Source organism: Arthrobacter mangrovi, assembly GCF_026011795.1.
Classification (GTDB): domain Bacteria; phylum Actinomycetota; class Actinomycetes; order Actinomycetales; family Micrococcaceae; genus Crystallibacter; species Crystallibacter mangrovi.
Window position 1 is genome coordinate 224,225 of record NZ_BRVS01000005.1, and the last position, 19,127, is coordinate 243,351.

The following is a 19,127-nucleotide window of genomic DNA, read 5'->3' on the forward strand; positions in this document are numbered from 1 at the left end:
CTCCTTAGTTGGGCGGTGTCGCGGCCGCCGCGGCCTCGGCGGCCGCGGGCAGTGCTGCGTAGACCTTGTCCATGGCCCGGGTGTCGTGCGCCGCGGAAAGGAACCAGGCCTCGAAGACCGACGGCGGCAGGTACACGCCGTCGTTCAGCATCGAATGGAAGAACGGCGCGTAGCGGTACGCCTGCTGGCCCTGCGCGTCCTCGTAGTTGCGCACGCCGTGCTCCGACGTGCCGAAGGCAACGCTGAAGAGGTTGCCGGCCCGCTGGATGCTGTGGTCGACGCCGGCGGCGTCGAGCGCCGAGGACACGGCAGCGGACAGCTCCAGCGACGCCGCGTCGATCTGCGCGTAGACGTCCGGGGTGGCGGCGGTGAGCGTGGCGATGCCGGCCGCCATGGCGATCGGGTTTCCGGACAGGGTGCCGGCCTGGTAGACCGGGCCCACCGGGGCCAGGTAGTCCATGACCTCCGCCCGGCCGCCCAGCGCGGCCACCGGCAGCCCGCCGCCGATGACCTTGCCGAAGGTCATCAGGTCCGGCGTGAACGGCGCCGTGCTCTGCGCCGCTCCCCCGGTCAGGCCCCAGTAGCCGGCATAGCCGGTGCGGAAGCCGGTCAGCACTTCGTCGAAGATCAGTAGTGCGCCGTGCTCGGAGGTGATCCGGGACAGCCCCGCGTTGAAGCCTTCCGCGGGGGTCACCACGCCCATGTTGGCCGGCGCCGCCTCGGTGATCACCGCCGCAATGTCCTGGCCGTGCTTGGCGAAGGCCTCTTCCACCGCGGCCAGATCGTTGTACGGCAGCACCAGGGTTTCTGCGGCGGTGGCCTCCGTGACGCCGGCGGAACCGGGCAGCGCCAGTGTCGCGAGGCCCGATCCGGCGGAGGCCAGCAGGCCGTCCAGGTGGCCGTGGTAGCAGCCGGCGAACTTGATGACCAGGTTGCGTCCGGTGAAGCCCCGCGCCAGCCGCACGGCGGTCATCGTAGCCTCGGTGCCCGTGGAGACCATGCGGAGGCGTTCGACGGCGGCCACCCGGCCCATGACCAGCTCGGCCAGTTCCGCTTCGGCCGGGGTCGAGGCCCCGAAGGAGAGGCCTCGGTCCACGGCGGCATGGACCGCTTCCAGCACGGCCGGGTGCGCATGGCCGACGATGGCCGGGCCCCATGAGCAGACCAGGTCGACGTAGTCCCGGCCGTCGGCATCCGTGAGGTAGGGGCCGGACGCCGAGACCATCACCGGCGGGGTCCCGCCGACGGAACCGAACGCGCGCACCGGTGAATTCACGCCGCCGGGCATCAGTTTCAGGGCACGGTTGAACAGTTCTTCAGAGCGCGTCATTGCTTACTTGCTTTCCTTCAGCCAGCGGGCCATCTCGGCGGCCCAGTACGTCAACACCATATCGGCTCCGGCGCGGCGGATGCCCAGCACGGACTCAAGGATGGCGGGTTTGCGGTCGATCCAGCCGTTGGCCGCGGCGGCCTCGATCATGGCGTACTCGCCGGAGATCTGGTAGGCGGCCACCGGAACCGGGGACATCTCGGCCACGTCGGCCAGGATGTCCAGGTAGCTCATGGCCGGCTTGACCATGACCATGTCGGCTCCCTCCTGCAGGTCAAGCTCGACCTCCAGGATCGCCTCGCGGCGGTTGGCGGGATCCATCTGGTATGTCCGCCGGTCCCCCTTCAACTGCGAATCGACGGCTTCCCGGAAGGGTCCGTAGAAGGCGGACGAGTACTTGGCCGCATAGGCCAGCACGGCGGTGTTCTGCAGGCCGGCCTCGTCCAGGGCCTGCCGGATGACGGCGACCTGGCCGTCCATCATGCCGGAGGGACCCAGCACGTCGGCGCCCGCCTGGGCCTGCACCACGGCCATCCGGGCGTAGACCTCCAGGGTGGCGTCGTTATCGACGGAACCGTCCGGGGCCAGCACGCCGCAGTGGCCGTGGTCGGTGAACTCATCGAGGCACACGTCGCTCATGACCACCAGGTCATCGCCGACTTCGGCCTTGACGTCCGCGATCGCGCGGTTGAGCACCCCATCCGGATCCACCCCGGCGCTGCCCGTGGCGTCCCGCACCTCGGGCACACCGAAGAGCATGATTCCGCCGAGCCCCAGTTCGGCGGCCTCGGCCGCCGCCTTCCGCAGGGTTTCGGGCGTGTGCTGCACGACGCCGGGCATGGACTTCAGCGGCACCGGCTCGCTGATTCCCTCACGCACGAACGCGGGCAGGATCAGTTGCGATGGCTCGACCCGGACCTCGGCGGTCAGCCGCCGCATGGCGGGGGTGGTGCGCAGGCGGCGGGGACGGTGTTGGGGGAAACTCATGAGGCTCCTTCAGCGTCGGTTCGGTCGTTGTTCGAGTGCTGCGGCCAACGCGTCGGCAATGCCCTGCGGCGTGGGCTGGGCGGCCGTCGCCGCCAGCTGCAGGCCCAGCCGCCGGGATTCAGCGGCGGTGCTGTTACCGATCGCCACCAGCAGGAGTTCTTCCGGCAGGTGCGGCGCCACGTGGTGCAGCCGCCGGGCGAGGCTCGGCGAGGTAAGGACAACGGCGTGGATCTCTCCTGCCGCCACCGCCTCCTTGAAGTCCTCCGCGGTGATGGGCTCCGGCCCGGCCTGCGGGTCCGGCGCTCCGGCCGGGGCGAGGCTCTGGGTAATCCGGCGCTCGGGACGGGCCGGATAGTCCACCGTGTGGTAGGCGACCACGGGCAGCACCTGCCAGCCCTTGCCCATCAGCCCTTCGAAAATGGTGTTGGCGGCGAGGTCCGCCTGCGGCAGGAAGACCTTGGTGCGCAGCGACTGCTCGGGCCGCAGCTCGGTGCCCAGCGGCCAGTCCTCCACGAGGCCGACCGCGTCCATGGTGCCCTCCGGAACCAGGTCCACGGCGATGCCTTCGGCCTCGAGTGAGCTTGCCGTGGCCGTACCGACGGCGGCGACCTTCGTATCGCCGATCAGGTCCGGCAGGGTGGTGCCGAGCGCGGCGGCCCGCTGCTTCAGGGCCCGCACGGTAGTGATGCTGGTGAGCACCATCCATTCGAACCGGCCCTGGCCGAGCATCCGCAGCGCCTCGTCCAGCTCCTGCGTGGAGGCGGGCTGCTCGAAGTCGATCAGCGGCATCAGCCGCACCTCTGCCCCGCGCTGCCGCAGCTCGGTGACCATGCCCGCGGCACGGTCCGCGCTGCGCGGGAGGACCACCGTCATCCCGGCGAGCGGCCTCTCCGGGGCCCGGCGCGGCCGGCGCAGCTGCATCGTCAGTGTCCCGCGAGCGGGGTCAGCTCCGCCGCACCCTCGGCCAGCAGGTCCTCGGCCAGGCGGACGCCGAGGTCCAGCGCCGCTCCGGTTCCCTCCGCCGGCGCGTCCATCCGGCGACGCAGCAGGCGCTGCCCGTCCGGGCTGCAGACCACGGCCTCCAGCACCAGCTTCCCGTCCTGCCTGGCCGCGAGGGCACCGATGGGCGCGCTGCAGCCGGCCTCGAGCCGGGCCAGCAGGGAACGCTCCGCCGTCACGGCGAGCCGGGTGGATTCGTCGTCGTACTCCCGCAGGGCCGCCGAGAGCACGGTCTCCGCGGCCGCATCCGCCGACCGGCATTCCACCGCCAGCGCTCCCTGCCCCGGGGCAGGCAGCATGACGGAGGGGTCCAGCAGCTCGGTAATCGTCCCGGTGCGCCCCAGCCGCTTCAGCCCGGCGGCGGCGAGCACGACGGCGTCAAGGTCGCCCTTCTTGCCCTCGACCACCTCGGGACCGTGCATCCCGCGGACGCGGCCGAGCCGGGTGTCCACGTTGCCGCGGATATCGATGACTTCCAGGTCCGGACGGGCGGCCCGCAGCTGCGCCGCGCGCCGCGGCGAACCGGTGCCCACCTTGGCGCCGGCAGGCAGGCCTGCGAGGTCCAGGCCGTCGCGGGCGCAGAGGGCGTCACGGACATCCACGCGCTGCGGATAGGCGGCGATCTCGAGTCCCTCGGCGGCACCGGTCGGAAGGTCCTTCAGCGAGTGGACGGCCACGTCGCAGCGGTCATCAAGCAGCGCCTCGCGGAGGGCGGCGACGAAGACGCCGGTGCCGCCGATCTGCGCCAGCGAGCCCTTCAGCACGTCGCCCTCAGTGCGGATGCGCACGAGCTCGTATCCCAGCGTCCCGGCGGAGGCCAGCGCCTCGGCCACCGTCGTCGTCTGGGTTACGGCCAGGGCACTGCCGCGGGTGCCGACACGGACGTTCATGCTCATTTGGCGCCCGTTCCCACCGTGGAGTCGATGCCTGCCACGGTCGGCTTCTCGCCCCTGCGGTTGGCGCAGCAGTTGGGCATGCACACGTCCATCCACGGGCCGAGCTTGGTCAGCGCGGGACGGTCGGCAATGTTGTTCTCCACAGTGCGTTCGCAGACGAGGTCCACCAGGCCCTCGACGAATCTCCGGTGCACGCCCGGGGTCGGCACGCGCGTGGCGGCGAGGCCCAGCTCGGCGCACGTCTGCAGGGCCTCGGTGTCCAGGTCCCAGACGACTTCCATGTGGTCGCTGACGAAGCCGAGCGGCACGATCACGACCCCCTTGGTGCCCTTGGCGGGCAGCTCCTGGAGCGCATCGTTGATGTCCGGTTCGAGCCACGGGATGTGCGGCGCGCCGGAGCGGGACTGGTAGACAAGCGACCAGTCGGCGCCGGCCGCCTCGGGCACGCGGTCCAGCACCGCCTGCGCGGTGGCAAGGTGCTGCGCAACGTAGGCGCTGCCGCCGTCGAACTCCACGCCCCGCGGCCCCGCGGCCTCGGCGTCGCCGATCGGGATGGAGTGGGTGGCGAACATAATATGGACCGGCGCGTCCGGCTCGCCCTTGGCGGCCAGCTCGGCCCGCACCGTGGCCAGCCCGGCGGCGACGCCCTCGACGAACGGCTCGACGAAGCCGGGGTGGTCGAAGTACTGGCGCACCTTGTCCACCTCGAGCTTGCCGTCCAGGCCGGTCTCGAGCAGGGCCATGCCGAAGTCCTCGCGGTACTGCCGGCAGCTTGAGTAGCAGGAGTAGGCGCTGGTGCTCACGGCGAGCACCCGGCGGTGCCCGGCGTCGTAGGCCTCCCGGAAGGTGTCCGCGATGAACGGCGCCCAGTTGCGGTTGCCCCAGAGCACGGGCAACTCGATCCCGCGCCGCGCCAGCTCGGCCTCCAGGGCCTGCTTCAGCGCTCGGTTCTGCGCGTTGATCGGGCTGATGCCGCCGAACGCGCGGTAGTGGTGGGAGACTTCCTCGAGCCGCTCGTCCGGGATGCCGCGCCCGCGCGTGACGTTGCGCAGGAACGGGATGACGTCCTCCTGGCCCTCGGGTCCGCCGAAGGAGGCGAGGACGACGGCGTCGTACGGCTTCGGCTCCATCCGTCCGTTCGCGTCGACGCCGGCCAGCGGATCGAACGCGGAAGCGTCGGTGCTCACCGCAGCACCTCGGCGATCTCCGCCGTCGTGATCCGGCGGCCGGTGTAGAACGGGATCTCCTCGCGGACGTGGTTGCGGGCCTCGGTGTAGCGCAGGTGGCGCATCAGGTCCACCAGGTCGATCAGTTCCGGGGCCTCGAGGGCCAGGATCCATTCCCAGTCGCCCAGCGCGAACGAGGCCACGGTGTTGGCGCGCACCTGCGGGAAGTCGCGGCCCAGCAGGCCGTGGTCGCGCAGCATCTTCCCGCGTTCCGCCGCCGGGAGCAGGTACCACTCGTACGAGCGTACGAACGGGTAGACGCACAGCCACGATTCCGGCTCTTCGCCGCGCGAGAATGCCGGGCTGTGGTCCTTGGAGAACTCGGCGTCCCGGTGCACGCCCATGGCGGACCAGACGATGTCCGTCTCTTCGAACAGGCCGGTCCGGCGGATGGTGCGAACGGCGGCCTGCAGCTGCTCCGGTTCCGCGCCGTGCAGCCAGATCATCACGTCCGCGTCCTCGCGCATGGCGGAGACGTCGTAGGCCCCGCGCAGCGTCACTCCCTTGTCGCCGAGAGCGGCGACGGTCGAATCGAATTCGGCGAGGGCCGAGTCGGCGATCTGGGCGCCGGAACGCTTGAAGACTGTCCAGAGGGTGTAGAAGAGGGCTTCTTTTTCCGCGGTATCGGCGGCGTTGGTTGACCCGGACGGGGACGTTTCACTCATGCTTAACAGTCTGCCTTCTGAGTAGGTGTTAGTCGAAAACGGCAACTTCTACACATTGTAGAAGAAATTTCAGGACGACGGCGGCTGCGTCGCCAATTCTGCCGCCAGCTGGCGCGAGCGTGCGCGGGCATCGGCGACGACGGCAACCAGCCCGGTCCCGGCCAGCCATGCTCCGGCCACCTGGAGCCGGTGACTGCTGCCCGCGAGCTCGCGCACGGCCGCGACGCGGTCCCGGTGCCCCACTGTGGCGGACGGCAGCGCGCCGGTCCAGCGGACCACCTTCCAGCCGAGGATGTCGGCGTCGATGACGGGCACGCCCAGCAGGGCCGTGGCATCGGTCAGCGCCTGGCGGTAAAGCGCCTCATCGGTCCAGCCCGTGTAGTCCTCGCCGCCGGCCGCCTCCGGGTGCCCGGTGGCCCGGCCGTAGGACAGGCGCAGCACGTGCGTGCCCGGACCGGTTTGCTCGGCGAGCCAGGGCCACTTCGCGGTGGCGTGCGTGAGTGCCTTGGCGCGGACGCCCCGGGTCCCGGCCGCCACCAGCAGGCCCGTCCCGCGCGGCTTCGCGTCCAGCTCCGGCTCGTCCAGCACCAGCGTTACGAGGGCGACGGCGGGTCCGGGTCCCGGCCGGAGGGCACCGAGGCCGGGAAGTTCCGGCGCCAGGAGGTCGACGGCGGTGCCGCCATCAGCGGCCATGACCAGGCCCTCCGCGGTGAACGGGCCGGCCTCCGACTCGACCCGCCACACGCCGTCGCGCCTGGAGACCGCGGACACCTTGGCCCCGGTATGCACCGCGACGCCGTGCCGGGCCAGATCTGCCAGCAGGGCCTCGGTCAGCCGGCCCATCCCGCCGTCGATCCCGGCCACCGCCGAACCGGCCGGAGCCGCGCTGCGCAGGGCGCCCACGGCGGCCTGCAGGGAACCGTGGCTGGCCACGGAGGCGCGCAGGCCGGGGGCTACCGAGTCGACGTCCAGCACGTCCGGGTCCGCCGAGTAGACGCCGGCCGCCACCGGCGCGACCAGCCGTTCCAACACGGTGCCGCCCATCCGGGCGCGGACCAGTTCGCCCAGGCTCAGTCCCTCCTTGGACAGCAGGTTGCCCAGCGGCAGCACCTTGTCGGCCGCGGCGCGCAGTGCCGCCGTTCGGCCGATCGCGGCAACGATGGCCGGGTCCAGCGGGTCGGCGGGGATGCCCAGGATGCCGCTTTTCGGCAGCGGCTGGACGGAATCGGGCAGCTGCAGCCAGGCACCGGCGGGGTCCGGCTGGACCAGTTCCGCCCCCAGTCCCAGCTCGGCAGCCAGATCGGAGACCGTGCGGGTACGGGTGGCAAAGGACTCGGCGCCGGCGTCGAGCAGGAAGCCGGCGACCTCGTGCCGGGTGACGCAGCCGCCGCAGCGCTCGGCGGCCTCGAGCACCGTCACCTTGACGCCGTGCAGGGCCAGTTCACGGGCCGAGACGAGCCCGGCGATCCCGCCGCCGACCACGATGGCAGCCGGCAGCCGGGACTGCTGTGCGCGGTGCGGCATGGCTAGAGTTCCATCCTGTGGATCAGTTCGACGACCCGCGTCAGCACCTCCGGGTCGGTTTCCGGGGGGACGCCGTGGCCCAGGTTGAGGACATGGCCCGGCGCGGCGGCTCCGGCGGCGATCACCTCGCGCACGTGGGCCTCGAGGACCTCCCACGGAGCAGCCAGCAGCGCCGGATCGATGTTGCCCTGCAGCGGCGTGGTGCCGCCCAGGCGCCGGTTGGCCTCGTCGAGGGGCAACCGGTAGTCCACGCCGATGACGTCGACGCCCACGTCGCGCATCGCCACCAGCAGCTCCGACGTGCCGGTGCCGAAGTGGACCAGCGGGGCACCCAGGTCGCGGACGTGGTCGAGGGCGCGGGCCGACGCCGGGGCGACGTGCCGGCGGTAATCCGCGAGCCCCAGCGATCCGGCCCAGGAGTCGAAGAGCTGGCCGGCGCTGGCACCGGCTTCCAACTGGGCCCGGAGGAACTTGCCGGACGCGTCGGCGGCCCAGTCCGTCAGCGCCCGCCAGGTTTCCGGCTCCGCGTGCATCATGGTCCGCGGACCGAGGTGGTCCCGGGAGGGCTTGCCTTCGACCATGTAGGCCGCGAGGGTGAAGGGCGCGCCGGCGAAACCGATCAGCGGCTTGCTGCCGAGCTCCGCCACGGTCAGCCGGACAGCGTCACGGATCGGCTCGAGGGCCGCATCGTCCAGCACCGGCAGCTTGGCGACGTCGGCCGCGGTGCGCACGGGAGCGCCGAGCACCGGTCCGACACCGGGGACAATGTCGACGTCGACCCCGGCCAGCTTGAGCGGAATCACGATGTCCGAGAAGAAAATGCCGGCGTCCACGTCGTGCCGACGGACCGGCTGCAGTGTGATTTCAGCAGCCAGTTCAGGCTTGAGGCACGAGTCAAGCATGCCGATGCCGCGGCGGACCTCCCGGTACTCGGGCAAGGAACGCCCCGCCTGGCGCATGAACCAGACCGGCCGGCGTTCCGGCTTCCCTCCGCGGTAGGCAGTGATCAGGGCTGAGTCCGCGGTGCGGCCGTCCATCAGGGGGTGGGAAGCATTCAAGGTCATACCCCCGATTCTGCCCTGTGGTCAGGCGCCAAAGCCAACGGGGCGGAGCCGGCTGACAGGCGCGGACGAGCACGCTTGGGCCCTCAGTGGCTAAAATCACGGATGAATCCGCCCCTAACGCGGGGTTAACAGGGCATCCTTACAAGATTCGCCGGACCGCCGGCGGCTAAGATGGGAAACGCTGTGGTCTTACTATCTCTCGTTGCGACGCATTCCGATCTGGACCTCGAAACTGTTGCCCGCCTGAGCGCCGGCTCCTCCGAGGTCGCTGCCAACGTGCTCGCAGACGGAAAGCCCGTTTCCGGTGCCGTCGTCCTGGCCACGTGCAACCGCGTGGAGTTCTACTGCGAAACCGGGGCCGACACGGACGTCGAGGCCGCCCGCTCGGCCGTAGTCGCCGAGATTGCCCGCCAGTCCGGACTGGACGAACAGCTTGTCTCCCGCTCCTTCACCACCAACACCGGCCACGACGTGGCCCGGCACCTGTTTTCCGTCGGCGCCGGCCTGGATTCCGCAGTCATCGGCGAACGCGAGATCGCCGGCCAGGTCCGCCGCGCCCTCAACGTCGCCCAGCAGGCCGGCACGGCCAGCGGTGCGCTCGTCAGGCTCTTCCAGACCGCTTCCCGCACGGCCAAGGATGTCGGCGCCCAGACCGCGCTCGGCGGGCGCGGCCTGTCCATCGTCTCCGTCGCGCTCGAACTGGCCACGGACCTTGCGGAGGACCGCGACTGGTCCGGCAAGAACGTCGTCGTCTTCGGGACCGGCGCCTACGCCGGCGCCACCATGGCCCTGCTGCGCGAGCGCTCCTGCGCCAATGTCGCCGTCTACTCGTCCTCGGGCCGCGCCCGGACCTTCACCGCGACCCGTGGCGGCACCCCCTTGACGGAGGAGACCCTCCCGGCCGCGCTGGCCGCCGCGGACGTGGTCATTGGCTGCAGCGGCAGCGACCAGCAGGTCAGCGCCGATCGCGTGGAAGAAGTCCGGCGCGGGACGGACAAGCCGCTGATCGTCATCGACCTCGCCCTGACCCACGACTTCGAGCCGGGTGTCGGCGACCTTGACGGCGTGGACCTGATCACCCTCGAGTCCGTGCGGCTCGCCGCTCCCGAAGAGCAGGCCGAGTCGGTCCACCAGGCTGCCGAGATCGTCACGCACGCCGCCCGCGCCTTCGAGGAGGAGCAGCAGGCCCGCACCATCGACACCGCCATCGTCGCCCTGCGCCGCCACACCATGGCCGTGCTGGAGACGGAGCTGGAAAAGGTCCGCTCGCAGCACGGCTGCACCGGGCCGGCCCGGGAAGTCGAGTTCGCCATGCGGCGCATGGTCAAGCAGCTGCTGCATCTGCCCACGGTCCGGGCCCGCGAACTCGCCGCGGACGGCCGCCAGCACGAATACATCGCTGCCCTTGAGGCTCTCTACGGCATCAGCCTGGGAGAACCCGCCCCGACCGCAGCCGAGGACAACTGCCCGCGCCAGTCCGAGCCGGGCGAGGCCGCGTCGGCCTGACACTGCCATGCCCGGACCGCGCCTGCACCTGGCTACATGTGCCCGGCCGCTGGTCTAGCCTCCGGCTCAAGCCCGCGTCAGTAAACCGCCTTTTCCGGCTCCACGTCCCGCACCCAGGCGAGGACGCCGCCGTCGAGATGGCGCACCTTGGTATAGCCGTGGTCCAGCAACTCCCGCAGCACCTCGGCCGACCTCGCTCCGCTCTTGCAGTGCAGGACCAGTTCCTTGTCCCGCGGCAGCTCCCCCGCCGCCTCGCCGGAAAGGATCCGGCCCTTGGGCACCAGTCTCGCGCCGGGGATGCGCACGATTTCGTACTCCCCCGGCTCCCGCACGTCGATCAGCTCGAAGGACGCACCGCCGTCGTCCCTTGACCGCAGCATCGCGGCAAGCTCGGTCGCGCTGACGGTGTGCCCGGCGTCCACCACCGGGGCCGGGCCCACTCCGCAAAACGCCTCATAGTCCGCCAGCTCGGTAATCGGTTCCCCGTGCGGGTCCTTGCGGACCTTCAGCTCGCGCCAGCTCATCTGGAGGGCGTTGAACACCAGCACGCGGCCCAGCAGCGTCGAGCCGATGCCGGTGATCAGCTTGATGGCCTCGTTCACCATGACCGAGCCGATCTGGGCGCACAGCACGCCGAGCACCCCGCCCTCGGCGCAGGAAGGGACGGACCCGGCCGGCGGGGCCTCCGGGTAGAGGTCGCGGTAGTTCGGCCCGTACCGGTCCCAGAAGACGCTGACCTGGCCGTCGAAGCGCAGGATCGACCCCCAGACGTAGGGCTTGCCCAGGATCGCGGCGGCGTCGTTGACCAGGTACCGGGTGGCGAAGTTGTCCGTGCCGTCGAGGATCACGTCATAGCCTGCAAAGATGTCCAGCGCGTTGCCCGCGTCCAGCCTGGTTTCGTGAAGTACGACGGCGGTGCCCGGATTCAGGTCCAGGATGCTGTCCCGCGCGGATTGGGCTTTGCTCCGCCCCAGGTCCCGCACGGTGTGGATCACCTGCCGCTGGAGATTGCTCGCCTCGACCACGTCGTCGTCGACAATGCCGATGGTGCCCACGCCCGCGGCGGCCAGGTAGAGCATGGCCGGCGAGCCCAGGCCTCCCGCCCCGATGACCAGCACCTTCGCGTTTTTCAGCCGCAGCTGGCCCTGCAGCCCCACTTCCGGGATGATCAGGTGGCGCGAGTAGCGCTGCATCTCTTCCGGGGTCAAGGCTGCGGCGGGCTGCACCAGCGGCGGCAGCGCGACGGATTCCTGCGTGCTCATAGTGCCAATCTACGCGCAGCGGGCAGAATGCGGACAAAAATGAACCCGCCCGCACCTGCCGGGTAAACTTGCCCATTGAGAGCTGATTTACCCGCGAATTGGCGACGCGGCCAAACGCGCGCCGGATAGGTCCGACGACTGTGAGCACTGAATCCCGACCGGCTGCCCGGCCTGCCCGGCTGCCGCGCGAGGAACGGCGCCGCCAACTGCTGCAAGCGGCCCACGAGGTGTTCGTCGCCAACGGCTACCACGGCGCCGCGATGGACGAGATTGCGGAGACGGCCAAGGTCAGCAAGCCGGTGCTGTACCAGCATTTCCCCGGGAAGCGGGAGCTCTACCTCGCCCTGCTGGACCACCACCTCGCGTCGCTGAACGCGATGCTCATGGCTGCCCTGAACTCGACGCCGGACAACAAGCTCCGGGTGCATGCCACGATGGACGCCTATTTCCGCTTCATCGCGCAGGAGAGCCAGGCGCACCGGCTTGTCTTCGAATCCGACCTCAACAACGACCCTGACGTCAGCGGCCGCCTGGAGGATTTCAACGCCCGCCTGGCCTCCGCCATCGCCGCGGTGATCGCCGAAGAAACCAAGCTGTCCGAGGCGGAGTCCACGTTGCTCGGCCGTTCGCTGGCCGGCATGGCGCAGATCAGCGCCCGCTACTGGCTGCAGACCGGCGGGGAGCTGGCGCGCGAGGACGCCGTGGACCTCATTTACCGTTTAGCTTGGCGCGGAATTTCACGTTTCCCGAAGGAAACCTAGGATAGATTTCGACTCGTACGGAACATTCAGCACAGCGTAAGCAGGAGGCAAAGCGTGGAAATCAAGATCGGAATCCAGAACGTCGGCCGGGAACTTGTCATCGACTCTCCGGATACGGCGGACGCGGTCGCCGAGCTGGTTTCCCGCGCGATGAACGGAGGCGCCGAACTGCGCCTGAAGGATGCCAAGGGCAACCTGGTCATCGTGCCCGCCAACGTGCTGGGCTATGTCGAGATCGGCGCCGAGGAACCCCGCCGCGTCGGTTTCGGCGCCCTCTAGGCCTTCCCGGCCGGCGTCATGGTCGAACTGGTCATGCTGGTCCTGGGCGCCGGCGCCATTGGCGCCGTCGTCTGGGCGGCCGATAAGAAGCGCCAGGCCTACGGGGCGCTGGTTCCCGCGGCGGCCGGCATCGTCGCGGCCGTCCTGCTGTGGCTGGTGCTGATGGCCTTCGGCCTCGGCTCCGAGCCCGGTGTCTATTTCCTCAGCTGGCTGCTGCCCCTCGCCGTTGCAGTACCGGCGGCATGGCTTACGGCCTGGTTCCTGGGTCGCCGGCGCACGGCGGCCGACCTGTCCCGGCTGGAAGCGGCGCTGCGAGCCTAGCTGCAGGCTAGCGGGACCAGCCTGCCCCCACTGGCGGCGCCAGGTCCGACGTCGCCGGATCCAGCTTCCGGTCCGCCCCGTCAGGCGCCCTCCGGGCCGTTCTCGTTGTCCGGGTGCTCAGTGCACAGGCAGATGCGGTTGCCGTCCGCGTCAGTGGCAATCGTCCAGGACGGGGCGTGCGCGTCATCCAGGACCCCGCCCGCGTCGGCCGCCGCCGCTACGACCGGCCCGATGTCGCTGAGCGGGTAGTACACATCGAGGTGCAGCCGGGACTCGGCCGGCGTGCCCGTCTGCTGGAACCACACGTTGGGGCCGCGGCCGAACGGGTCGACCAACTCCCCCTGCCAGCCCTCCTTGTACCCCAGCGCCGTCTTCCAGAGGCCGGAGATCTGTTCCGGATGCCTGGTGTCCGCCGCGAGCGCGAAGCTCCGGTACTCCTGCGGACGCGCGTCCGCGCCGAGCCGCTCGGCAAGTTCGCTGAGCGAGGCCGCCGCGGAGATATCCCGGGTGGTGACCTCCCCGCCGGCGTCGTGGGAGGTCAGCCGCAGGAACACACGGTCGTAGCGCCAGTCCAGATCCGGGTGGTGGTTCGATTCCTCCGCCAGGTCCCCCGCCGCCGCGATGAAGTCCAGCGCCGCCCGGCCGTTTTCCAGCTTGTACACCGTCACCAGCCCTCCCTGCCGGTACCGCCAGTGCGGCAGCGTCCGCAGCTGCTGGTCGATCTGTGTCCGGTCCAGAATGTCGTGCGCGCTCATTGTTCCTCCGGCCGCGAGGCTCTCCAGGCTACAGGTCAGGACGGCCGGCGAACGCCGAAGAAGCCAGCGCATGCCGGCGCTTGGGGATCCGCCCGGCCGTTGCGGCCAGCCTACCGGCGATCACGGCGTGTTTGAAGGCCTCCGCCATCCGCACCGGGTCCTGCGCCCGGGTGACCGCGGTCGCCAGCAGGACGGCGTCGCAGCCGAGCTCCATCGCGAGCGCGGCGTCAGAGGCGGTGCCGATCCCGGCGTCGAGCACCACCGGCACGCCGGCCCGCGACACGATCAGCTCAATGTTGTGCGGGTTGAGGATACCCAGTCCGGTGCCGATCGGGGCGCCGAGCGGCATCACGGCCACTGCCCCGAGGAGTTCGAGCCGCCGGGCCAGGACCGGGTCGTCGTTGGTGTAGGCGAATACCTTGAACCCGCGGCCGGCCAGCTGTTCCGTCGCCTCCAGCAGCTCCGCCGCGTCGGGCAGCAGGGTTTCCTCGTCGGCGATGACCTCCAGCTTCACCCAGTCGGTCTCGAGCGCCTCGCGGGCAAGCTCCGCGGTCAGCACGGCTTCCCTCGCGGTGAAGCAGCCGGCGGTGTTCGGCAGGATGCGGATGCCCTGCTGCTCCAGCAGCGCGAACAGCGAGGCACCGGTGCCCGGGCTGTAGCGCCGCATCGCCACCGTGGTCAGCTCGGTGCCTGACGCCTGCAGGGCTGCGCCCAGTCCGTCCAGGCTGGGCGCTCCCCCGGTGCCCATGATCAGCCGCGATCCCAGCGGCTTTCCGTCAATGACCAGCTCGTCCATTCCTAGCCTCCCTGCACCGCGGTGATCAGTTCCACGCCGTCGCCGTCGGACAGCAGCGTGCCCGCCCAGCTTCCCCGCGGAGCCACTTCGGCGTTCAGCGCCACCGCGACGCCCAGCCGTCCGCCGTCGTCCGGTTTACCTTCCGCCGTCAGGCGCCGCCCCGTCGTGGCGGCGACCAGTTCCAGCAGTGTCATTCCCTCGGCGACCGGCTGCCGGTCCCCGTTCAGGGTGATGTTCATCGTTGGCTCCCTTCCATGCTTGTGCTGAAGCGGTCCGGCCGGAACTGCAGCAGTTCCGCGGGCACCGGCAGGCCTTCCGCCAGGTCCGCGCAGACCCTGGCCGCCGCCGGCGCGAGCAGGACCCCGTGCCGGAAGAAGCCCGTGGCGACCAGCAGGCCCGGCACGTCCCCTTCCGATTCGGCCACGCGTCCCAGCAGCGGCGCATTGTCCGGGGTCCCCGGCCGCGCCCGGCAGGTGGTCTCCTCGAGCTGAAGCTCGGCGACCGCAGGCACCAGCGCCTGGGCATCGCGCAGGAGCTGGTAGACGCCGCCCGCCGAGGGGGCGTCCGCGCCGTCCTCGCGCGACGTGGCCCCAATGACCACCGTCCCGTCCTCGCGCGGCACCACATAGACGGGCAGGCCGCGCACCAGCCCGCGCACAGTCAGGCGCACCAGCGGCCGCAGCGCCTGGGGGACCCGCAGGCGCAGGATGTCGCCGTAGACCGGCCGCAACGGCAGCCGCAGGGATGCGGGCAGTCCGTCGAGCAAGGCGGTGCCGAGCCCGTTGGCCATCACGGTCTCGTCCGCGGCAATCCGCGTTCCGTCATCGAGGACGACGCCGGTCACTTCCCCGGTGCCCGACCTCGCCAGCGCGGCGGCGCGGCGGCGCACGATACCGGCCCCGGCCCCGGCGAGCGCGTCCAGCAGCGCCGCGGACAGGGCGCGCGGATCGATCTGGTGGTCGTCGGGGGCGAGGAAGGCTCCGGACAGGGCCGGGGACAGCGCCGGTTCCAGCCGGCGCGCCTCGCGGCTGGTCAGCTGTTCCACCCGCAGCCCCTGGGCCAGCTGCGCCTGGCGCAGGTCCTCAAGGGCCAGCCGGTCGGCCGCGTCGAAGGCCGCCACCAGCGTTCCGGCAGTCTGGTGTCCCGTGCTGCCCAGCCCCTGCAGGAAGTCCGGGTACCGGCGGGCGGATTCCAAGGTCAGCGCGAGCAGCTGCTCCTCCTGGTAGTAGAGCTCGCTGACCGGGGCCAGCATGCCGGCGGCAGCGAAGGTCGCCCCGGACCCGGGAGCCGGGTCGATCACGGTGACGCGGTGCCCGCGGCGCGCTGCCTCCCACGCGATGCCCAGGCCGACGATGCCCGCGCCGACCACGGCCAGATGTTTTTGAACAGCCAAAGTCCGTCATTCCTTCCCTACGCCGGTACGAACCGGATCAGGTTCAACGGTCGGTGCCACGCACCCTCTCAGCCTGTCGGCTCCGGCTCACGAGGCCGGGCGCCGCGGTACCAGGCTCCCGCAGTGTCGCCACCAGTGTACTCACGGCGGGCCGCGCGCCGCGGATGTGACGCACTTACGGATCCGGCGGGGCCGCCGCAAGGTTATGGTTGCAGCTATGGATTTGAGTTCAGCACGGCTGTACCTGTGCACGGATGCCCGTAAGGCCCAGGGCGATTTTGAACAGTTCCTCGACGCCGCCTACGCCGGCGGCGTCGACATCATCCAGCTGCGGGACAAGTCGCTCGACGCGGCCGAAGAGCTCGATCTGCTGCACGCCCTGGCCGAGGTCGCCGCGCGGCACTCGGGGCTGTGGTCGGTCAACGACCGCGCCGACCTCGCTGCCATCGCCGGTGCGCCGGTCTTCCACGCCGGGCAGCGGGACCTGCCGCCCTCCGCGGCGCGGAGCGTCCTGTCCGCAGGTGCGGCCGGAGGGGCGGTCATCGGCCGCTCCACGCACACGCCGGCGCAGGTTCGCGCCGCGCTGCAGGACGCGGACGTGGACTACTTCTGCACGGGTCCTGTGTGGGCGACCCCGACAAAACCCGGCCGGGCCGCCGTCGGCCTGGAACTGGTGGCGGAAGCCGCGGCGCAGGCCGCAGCGGCGGGCTCTGACAAACCCTGGTTCGCCATCGGCGGGATCGGGCTGGACAACATCGCGGAGGTGACCGGTGCCGGCGCCCGGCGGGTCGTCGTCGTACGGGCCATCACGGAGGCGGACGATCCGGCTGCCGCGGCGGCCAAGCTGAAGGCCGCGCTGCCCCCGCTGTGATCAGGCGGTCAGGCCGAGCGCGTTCATCCGGCGGGAATGGTTCCGCGTCAGTTCCGCGAACAGCTCGGCAATGACCGTCTCCTGCGCCCCGGATTCCTCGAACCCCAGCAGGCCGCCCAGGAAGGACCGCTCGATCCCGATCCGCTGGGCCTGGGTCAGCGCCTCGCCGACCAGGCGCCGCCCCCACAGGGCCAGGCGCGAGGCCAGCCGTTCATTGCCCTCGAGGGCCTGCGCGAGCCGGGTGGTCAGCAGCTCCAGCTGCTCCTTGTTCTCCTTGATGCCGGCGACGACCTCGCGGGTCTGCGGGTCGAGCCGGCTCGCTATCGCGCGGTAGAAATCGCCGGAGACAGCGTCGGCTACGTAGGCCTTCATCAGCGACTCGTACCAGTCCCCCGGCCTGGTCCGCTCATGGAAGGCGTCGATCGAGGCCTGGAACGGCAGCATCGCCGTCTGCACGTCGACGCCCATGCGCGCCAGCTCGGCGCTCACCATCTCGAAATGCTCGAATTCAATCACCGCAACCCGGCCGATCTCGGCCCGGTCCCGCAACGTCGGCGAGAAGCGGGCATCGGAGGAAAAGCGCTCGAAGGCCGAGAGCTCCCCATAGGCCATGACGCCGTACAAATCGATGACGTACTGGCGGTGGGCCTCATCCGTGCCGGCCGCGGGCGCGCCGGCCGGCTGCTCTTCGGTGCTCATAGGTTCCAGCGTAGCCTGACCTGCGGCGCCGCCTGAGGATTAGGCTGGGGATGTGCCGTACCCACATCTGGATGCCAAGGTCAACGAATCGCAGCACCTGCTTGCCCGTGTCCTGAAGGAACTGCGGACCGAGCTGGAGCTGCCCGGCCCGTTCCCGCCGTCCGTGCTGGCCGAAGCAGAGCGCGCGGTGTCCGGCCAGCGGCTGCCCCGGCGCGACTTCACGGCACTGGAATTCGTCACCATCGACCCGCCCGGTTCGACGGACCTGGACCAGGCGATGTACCTGGAGCGTGCCGGCGACGGCTACCGGGCCTGGTACGCCATCGCAGACGTTCCCTCGTTCATCGAGCCCGGCGGAGAGCTGGACCGGGCCACCCGGCGCCGCGGGCAGACTATCTACGCGCCGGATGGACGCATCCCGCTGCACCCCGATGCCATCGGCGAGAACGCCGGCAGCCTGCTGCCCGGCGTTGACCGCAGTGCCTACGTCTGGGAGTTCATGCTCGACGGCGGGGCGAATGTCATTCAGGTCTCCCTCACCCGGGCGATGGTGCGCAGCCGAGCCAAGCTCACCTACGCACAGGTCCAGGAGGACATCGACTCAGGGACCGCCCCGGACTACCTGGCGCTGCTGAAGGAGATCGGCATCAAACGCCAGGCCCTGGAACTCGCCCGCGGCGGCGCGAGCCTTGAGCTGCCGGAGGAGGAGATCGCGCACGACGGGCGGCACTACTTCATCCTGGCCCGCCCCGCCCTCCCGGTGGAGGACTGGAATGCCCAGTTGTCCCTCATGACCGGCATGGCGGCGGCGCGGATCATGCTGGCCGGCAAGGTCGGCATCCTGCGCACCATGCCCGCGCCGGACGCCGAATCCGAGGAACGGTTCCGCCGCCAGACCATGGCTTTGGGCCATCCCTGGCCGCGGGACATTGCCTACGGCGAATACCTGCGGGGCCTGGACACATCCGAACCGAAGCAACTGGCCATCATGAACGCGGCAGGGTCCCTGTTCCGGGGCGCCGGCTACACGCCGTTCGACGGAGAACCACCGGCCGAGGATATCCAGGCCGCAATTGCGGCCCCCTACGCCCACACCACCGCACCGCTGCGCCGCCTGGTGGACCGCTTCGTCCTGCTGACCTGCGAGGCCCTGGTCTCCGGGCTGCAGGTCCCGGAATGGGTGCGGCAGGCGCTGCCGCAGCTGCCGGAGCTGATGGCGGCCTCCGACCAGCTTGCGTCAAGGCTGGACCGGGCTTCCCTGGACGCGGTCGAAGCGGCGCTCCTGAGCCACCGCGTGGGCGAAGAGTTCGATGCCGTCGTCATCAGCGCGCGGCAAAACAACCGGCACGGCAACAACGGCTGCAACGGCGGCGGGAACGGAACCGGCAACGGCTCCGGGAACGACTCCGGGAACGTGAGTGGGAAAAGCAACGGCAACGGTTCCGCTGGGAACGGCCGGCGCGACCCGGTCCCCCGCGGCACGATCCAGCTCAGCGAACCGGCCGTGACGGCCCGCTGCGAGGGCGAACTCGAGCCGGGCACATCCGTCCGGGTCCGGCTCATCGAGGCGGATATCGTCAAGCGCTCGGTTCTGTTCGAGCGGGTCGCCGGCTCCTGAACCTAGTGCCGGACGCTCTTGGACTCCGTGGCCGGGTGTCCCCGGACCGCGGCACGACCTGCCGGCCCCCGTTGCCTTCGCCGGCGATTTGCACGTGCCCGGTAGACTGGGAAGCGTAGAACTGGATGCCCGGTCGTTGAATGTTCGAAGACTTTGTAAGTTTCAACTCAACAGA

At 70.6% G+C, this 19,127-nt stretch carries 20 protein-coding genes and 1 riboswitch; of the genes, 6 read left to right on the forward strand and 14 right to left on the reverse strand.

What is annotated here, in order from left to right:
- Window positions 1-4 precede the first annotated feature (4 nt).
- The 8 genes from hemL to hemE form a co-directional block, all read right to left on the reverse strand.
- Window positions 5-1,330, reverse strand: coding sequence for a glutamate-1-semialdehyde 2,1-aminomutase (gene hemL / locus AHIS1636_RS07020; protein WP_264795098.1), 1,326 nt, complete (start codon window positions 1,328-1,330; stop codon window positions 5-7).
- Window positions 1,331-1,333: 3 nt separating this feature from the next.
- Window positions 1,334-2,317: a porphobilinogen synthase gene (hemB, locus tag AHIS1636_RS07025; protein WP_264795099.1), complete on the reverse strand. Its 984-nt coding sequence runs from the start codon at window positions 2,315-2,317 to the stop codon at window positions 1,334-1,336.
- Window positions 2,318-2,326: 9 nt separating this feature from the next.
- A complete protein-coding gene (locus AHIS1636_RS07030) occupies window positions 2,327-3,238 on the reverse strand; it encodes a uroporphyrinogen-III synthase (RefSeq protein WP_264795100.1) in 912 nt (303 codons plus the stop codon).
- A 2-nt stretch (window positions 3,239-3,240) separates the two neighbouring features.
- Window positions 3,241-4,206, reverse strand: a complete 966-nt coding sequence (gene hemC, locus AHIS1636_RS07035; protein ID WP_264795285.1) for a hydroxymethylbilane synthase — start codon at window positions 4,204-4,206, stop codon at window positions 3,241-3,243.
- Window positions 4,207-4,208: 2 nt separating this feature from the next.
- A complete protein-coding gene (locus AHIS1636_RS07040) occupies window positions 4,209-5,342 on the reverse strand; it encodes a ferrochelatase (RefSeq protein WP_264795286.1) in 1,134 nt (377 codons plus the stop codon).
- Window positions 5,343-5,395: 53 nt separating this feature from the next.
- Complete coding sequence (hemQ, locus tag AHIS1636_RS07045; RefSeq protein WP_264795101.1) at window positions 5,396-6,103, reverse strand: hydrogen peroxide-dependent heme synthase; 708 nt, start codon at window positions 6,101-6,103, stop codon at window positions 5,396-5,398.
- 69 nt (window positions 6,104-6,172) lie between these two features.
- Window positions 6,173-7,627 (reverse strand): protoporphyrinogen oxidase, encoded by a 1,455-nt coding sequence (hemG, locus tag AHIS1636_RS07050; protein ID WP_264795102.1) that lies wholly within the window; start codon window positions 7,625-7,627, stop codon window positions 6,173-6,175.
- Window positions 7,628-7,629: 2 nt separating this feature from the next.
- Window positions 7,630-8,691 (reverse strand): uroporphyrinogen decarboxylase, encoded by a 1,062-nt coding sequence (gene hemE, locus AHIS1636_RS07055; RefSeq protein WP_264795103.1) that lies wholly within the window; start codon window positions 8,689-8,691, stop codon window positions 7,630-7,632.
- Between the two features lie 183 nt (window positions 8,692-8,874).
- Between hemE and AHIS1636_RS07060 the strand changes: the two genes are divergently transcribed.
- On the forward strand, window positions 8,875-10,197 hold the full coding sequence (locus AHIS1636_RS07060; RefSeq protein ID WP_309298584.1) for a glutamyl-tRNA reductase: 1,323 nt from the start codon (window positions 8,875-8,877) through the stop codon (window positions 10,195-10,197).
- 77 nt (window positions 10,198-10,274) lie between these two features.
- On the opposite strand, the gene moeB is transcribed toward AHIS1636_RS07060, so the two are convergent.
- Entirely contained in the window at window positions 10,275-11,459 is a 1,185-nt protein-coding gene (gene moeB, locus AHIS1636_RS07065; RefSeq protein WP_264795105.1) for a molybdopterin-synthase adenylyltransferase MoeB, read from the reverse strand.
- Between the two features lie 140 nt (window positions 11,460-11,599).
- On the opposite strand from moeB, the gene AHIS1636_RS07070 reads away from it, so the two are divergent.
- The 3 genes from AHIS1636_RS07070 to AHIS1636_RS07080 are packed head-to-tail and all read left to right on the forward strand — an operon-like array spanning window position 11,600 to window position 12,820.
- Entirely contained in the window at window positions 11,600-12,220 is a 621-nt protein-coding gene (locus AHIS1636_RS07070) for a TetR/AcrR family transcriptional regulator (RefSeq protein WP_264795106.1), read from the forward strand.
- Between the two features lie 54 nt (window positions 12,221-12,274).
- Window positions 12,275-12,499 (forward strand): DUF3107 domain-containing protein, encoded by a 225-nt coding sequence (locus AHIS1636_RS07075; protein ID WP_264795107.1) that lies wholly within the window; start codon window positions 12,275-12,277, stop codon window positions 12,497-12,499.
- 18 nt (window positions 12,500-12,517) lie between these two features.
- The gene (locus AHIS1636_RS07080; RefSeq protein ID WP_264795108.1) at window positions 12,518-12,820 is read left to right on the forward strand and encodes a hypothetical protein; all 303 of its coding nucleotides are present in this window, start codon (window positions 12,518-12,520) and stop codon (window positions 12,818-12,820) included.
- Between the two features lie 80 nt (window positions 12,821-12,900).
- Here AHIS1636_RS07080 and AHIS1636_RS07085 read toward each other — a convergent pair whose 3' ends face one another.
- The 4 genes from AHIS1636_RS07085 to thiO all read right to left on the reverse strand — a co-directional run bounded on the left by AHIS1636_RS07085 (window position 12,901) and on the right by thiO (window position 15,764).
- Window positions 12,901-13,575 (reverse strand): 4a-hydroxytetrahydrobiopterin dehydratase, encoded by a 675-nt coding sequence (locus AHIS1636_RS07085; protein ID WP_264795109.1) that lies wholly within the window; start codon window positions 13,573-13,575, stop codon window positions 12,901-12,903.
- Window positions 13,576-13,603: 28 nt separating this feature from the next.
- A complete protein-coding gene (locus AHIS1636_RS07090) occupies window positions 13,604-14,371 on the reverse strand; it encodes a thiazole synthase (protein WP_264795110.1) in 768 nt (255 codons plus the stop codon).
- Window positions 14,372-14,373: 2 nt separating this feature from the next.
- A complete protein-coding gene (thiS, locus tag AHIS1636_RS07095) occupies window positions 14,374-14,610 on the reverse strand; it encodes a sulfur carrier protein ThiS (protein WP_262105607.1) in 237 nt (78 codons plus the stop codon).
- A complete protein-coding gene (gene thiO, locus AHIS1636_RS07100; RefSeq protein ID WP_264795111.1) occupies window positions 14,607-15,764 on the reverse strand; it encodes a glycine oxidase ThiO in 1,158 nt (385 codons plus the stop codon). The genes thiS and thiO overlap by 4 nt, the downstream gene beginning before the upstream one ends.
- Window positions 15,762-15,896: riboswitch (TPP riboswitch) on the reverse strand. (Overlaps the previous gene by 3 nt.)
- Before the next feature lie 85 nt (window positions 15,897-15,981).
- Between thiO and thiE the strand changes: the two genes are divergently transcribed.
- Complete coding sequence (thiE, locus tag AHIS1636_RS07105; protein ID WP_264795112.1) at window positions 15,982-16,635, forward strand: thiamine phosphate synthase; 654 nt, start codon at window positions 15,982-15,984, stop codon at window positions 16,633-16,635.
- Here the strand turns inward: thiE and AHIS1636_RS07110 are convergent, their stop codons facing one another.
- Entirely contained in the window at window positions 16,636-17,334 is a 699-nt protein-coding gene (locus AHIS1636_RS07110; protein ID WP_264795113.1) for a ferritin-like fold-containing protein, read from the reverse strand.
- Window positions 17,335-17,386: 52 nt separating this feature from the next.
- Between AHIS1636_RS07110 and AHIS1636_RS07115 the strand changes: the two genes are divergently transcribed.
- Window positions 17,387-18,952: an RNB domain-containing ribonuclease gene (locus AHIS1636_RS07115; protein ID WP_264795114.1), complete on the forward strand. Its 1,566-nt coding sequence runs from the start codon at window positions 17,387-17,389 to the stop codon at window positions 18,950-18,952.
- Window positions 18,953-19,127 lie beyond the last annotated feature (175 nt).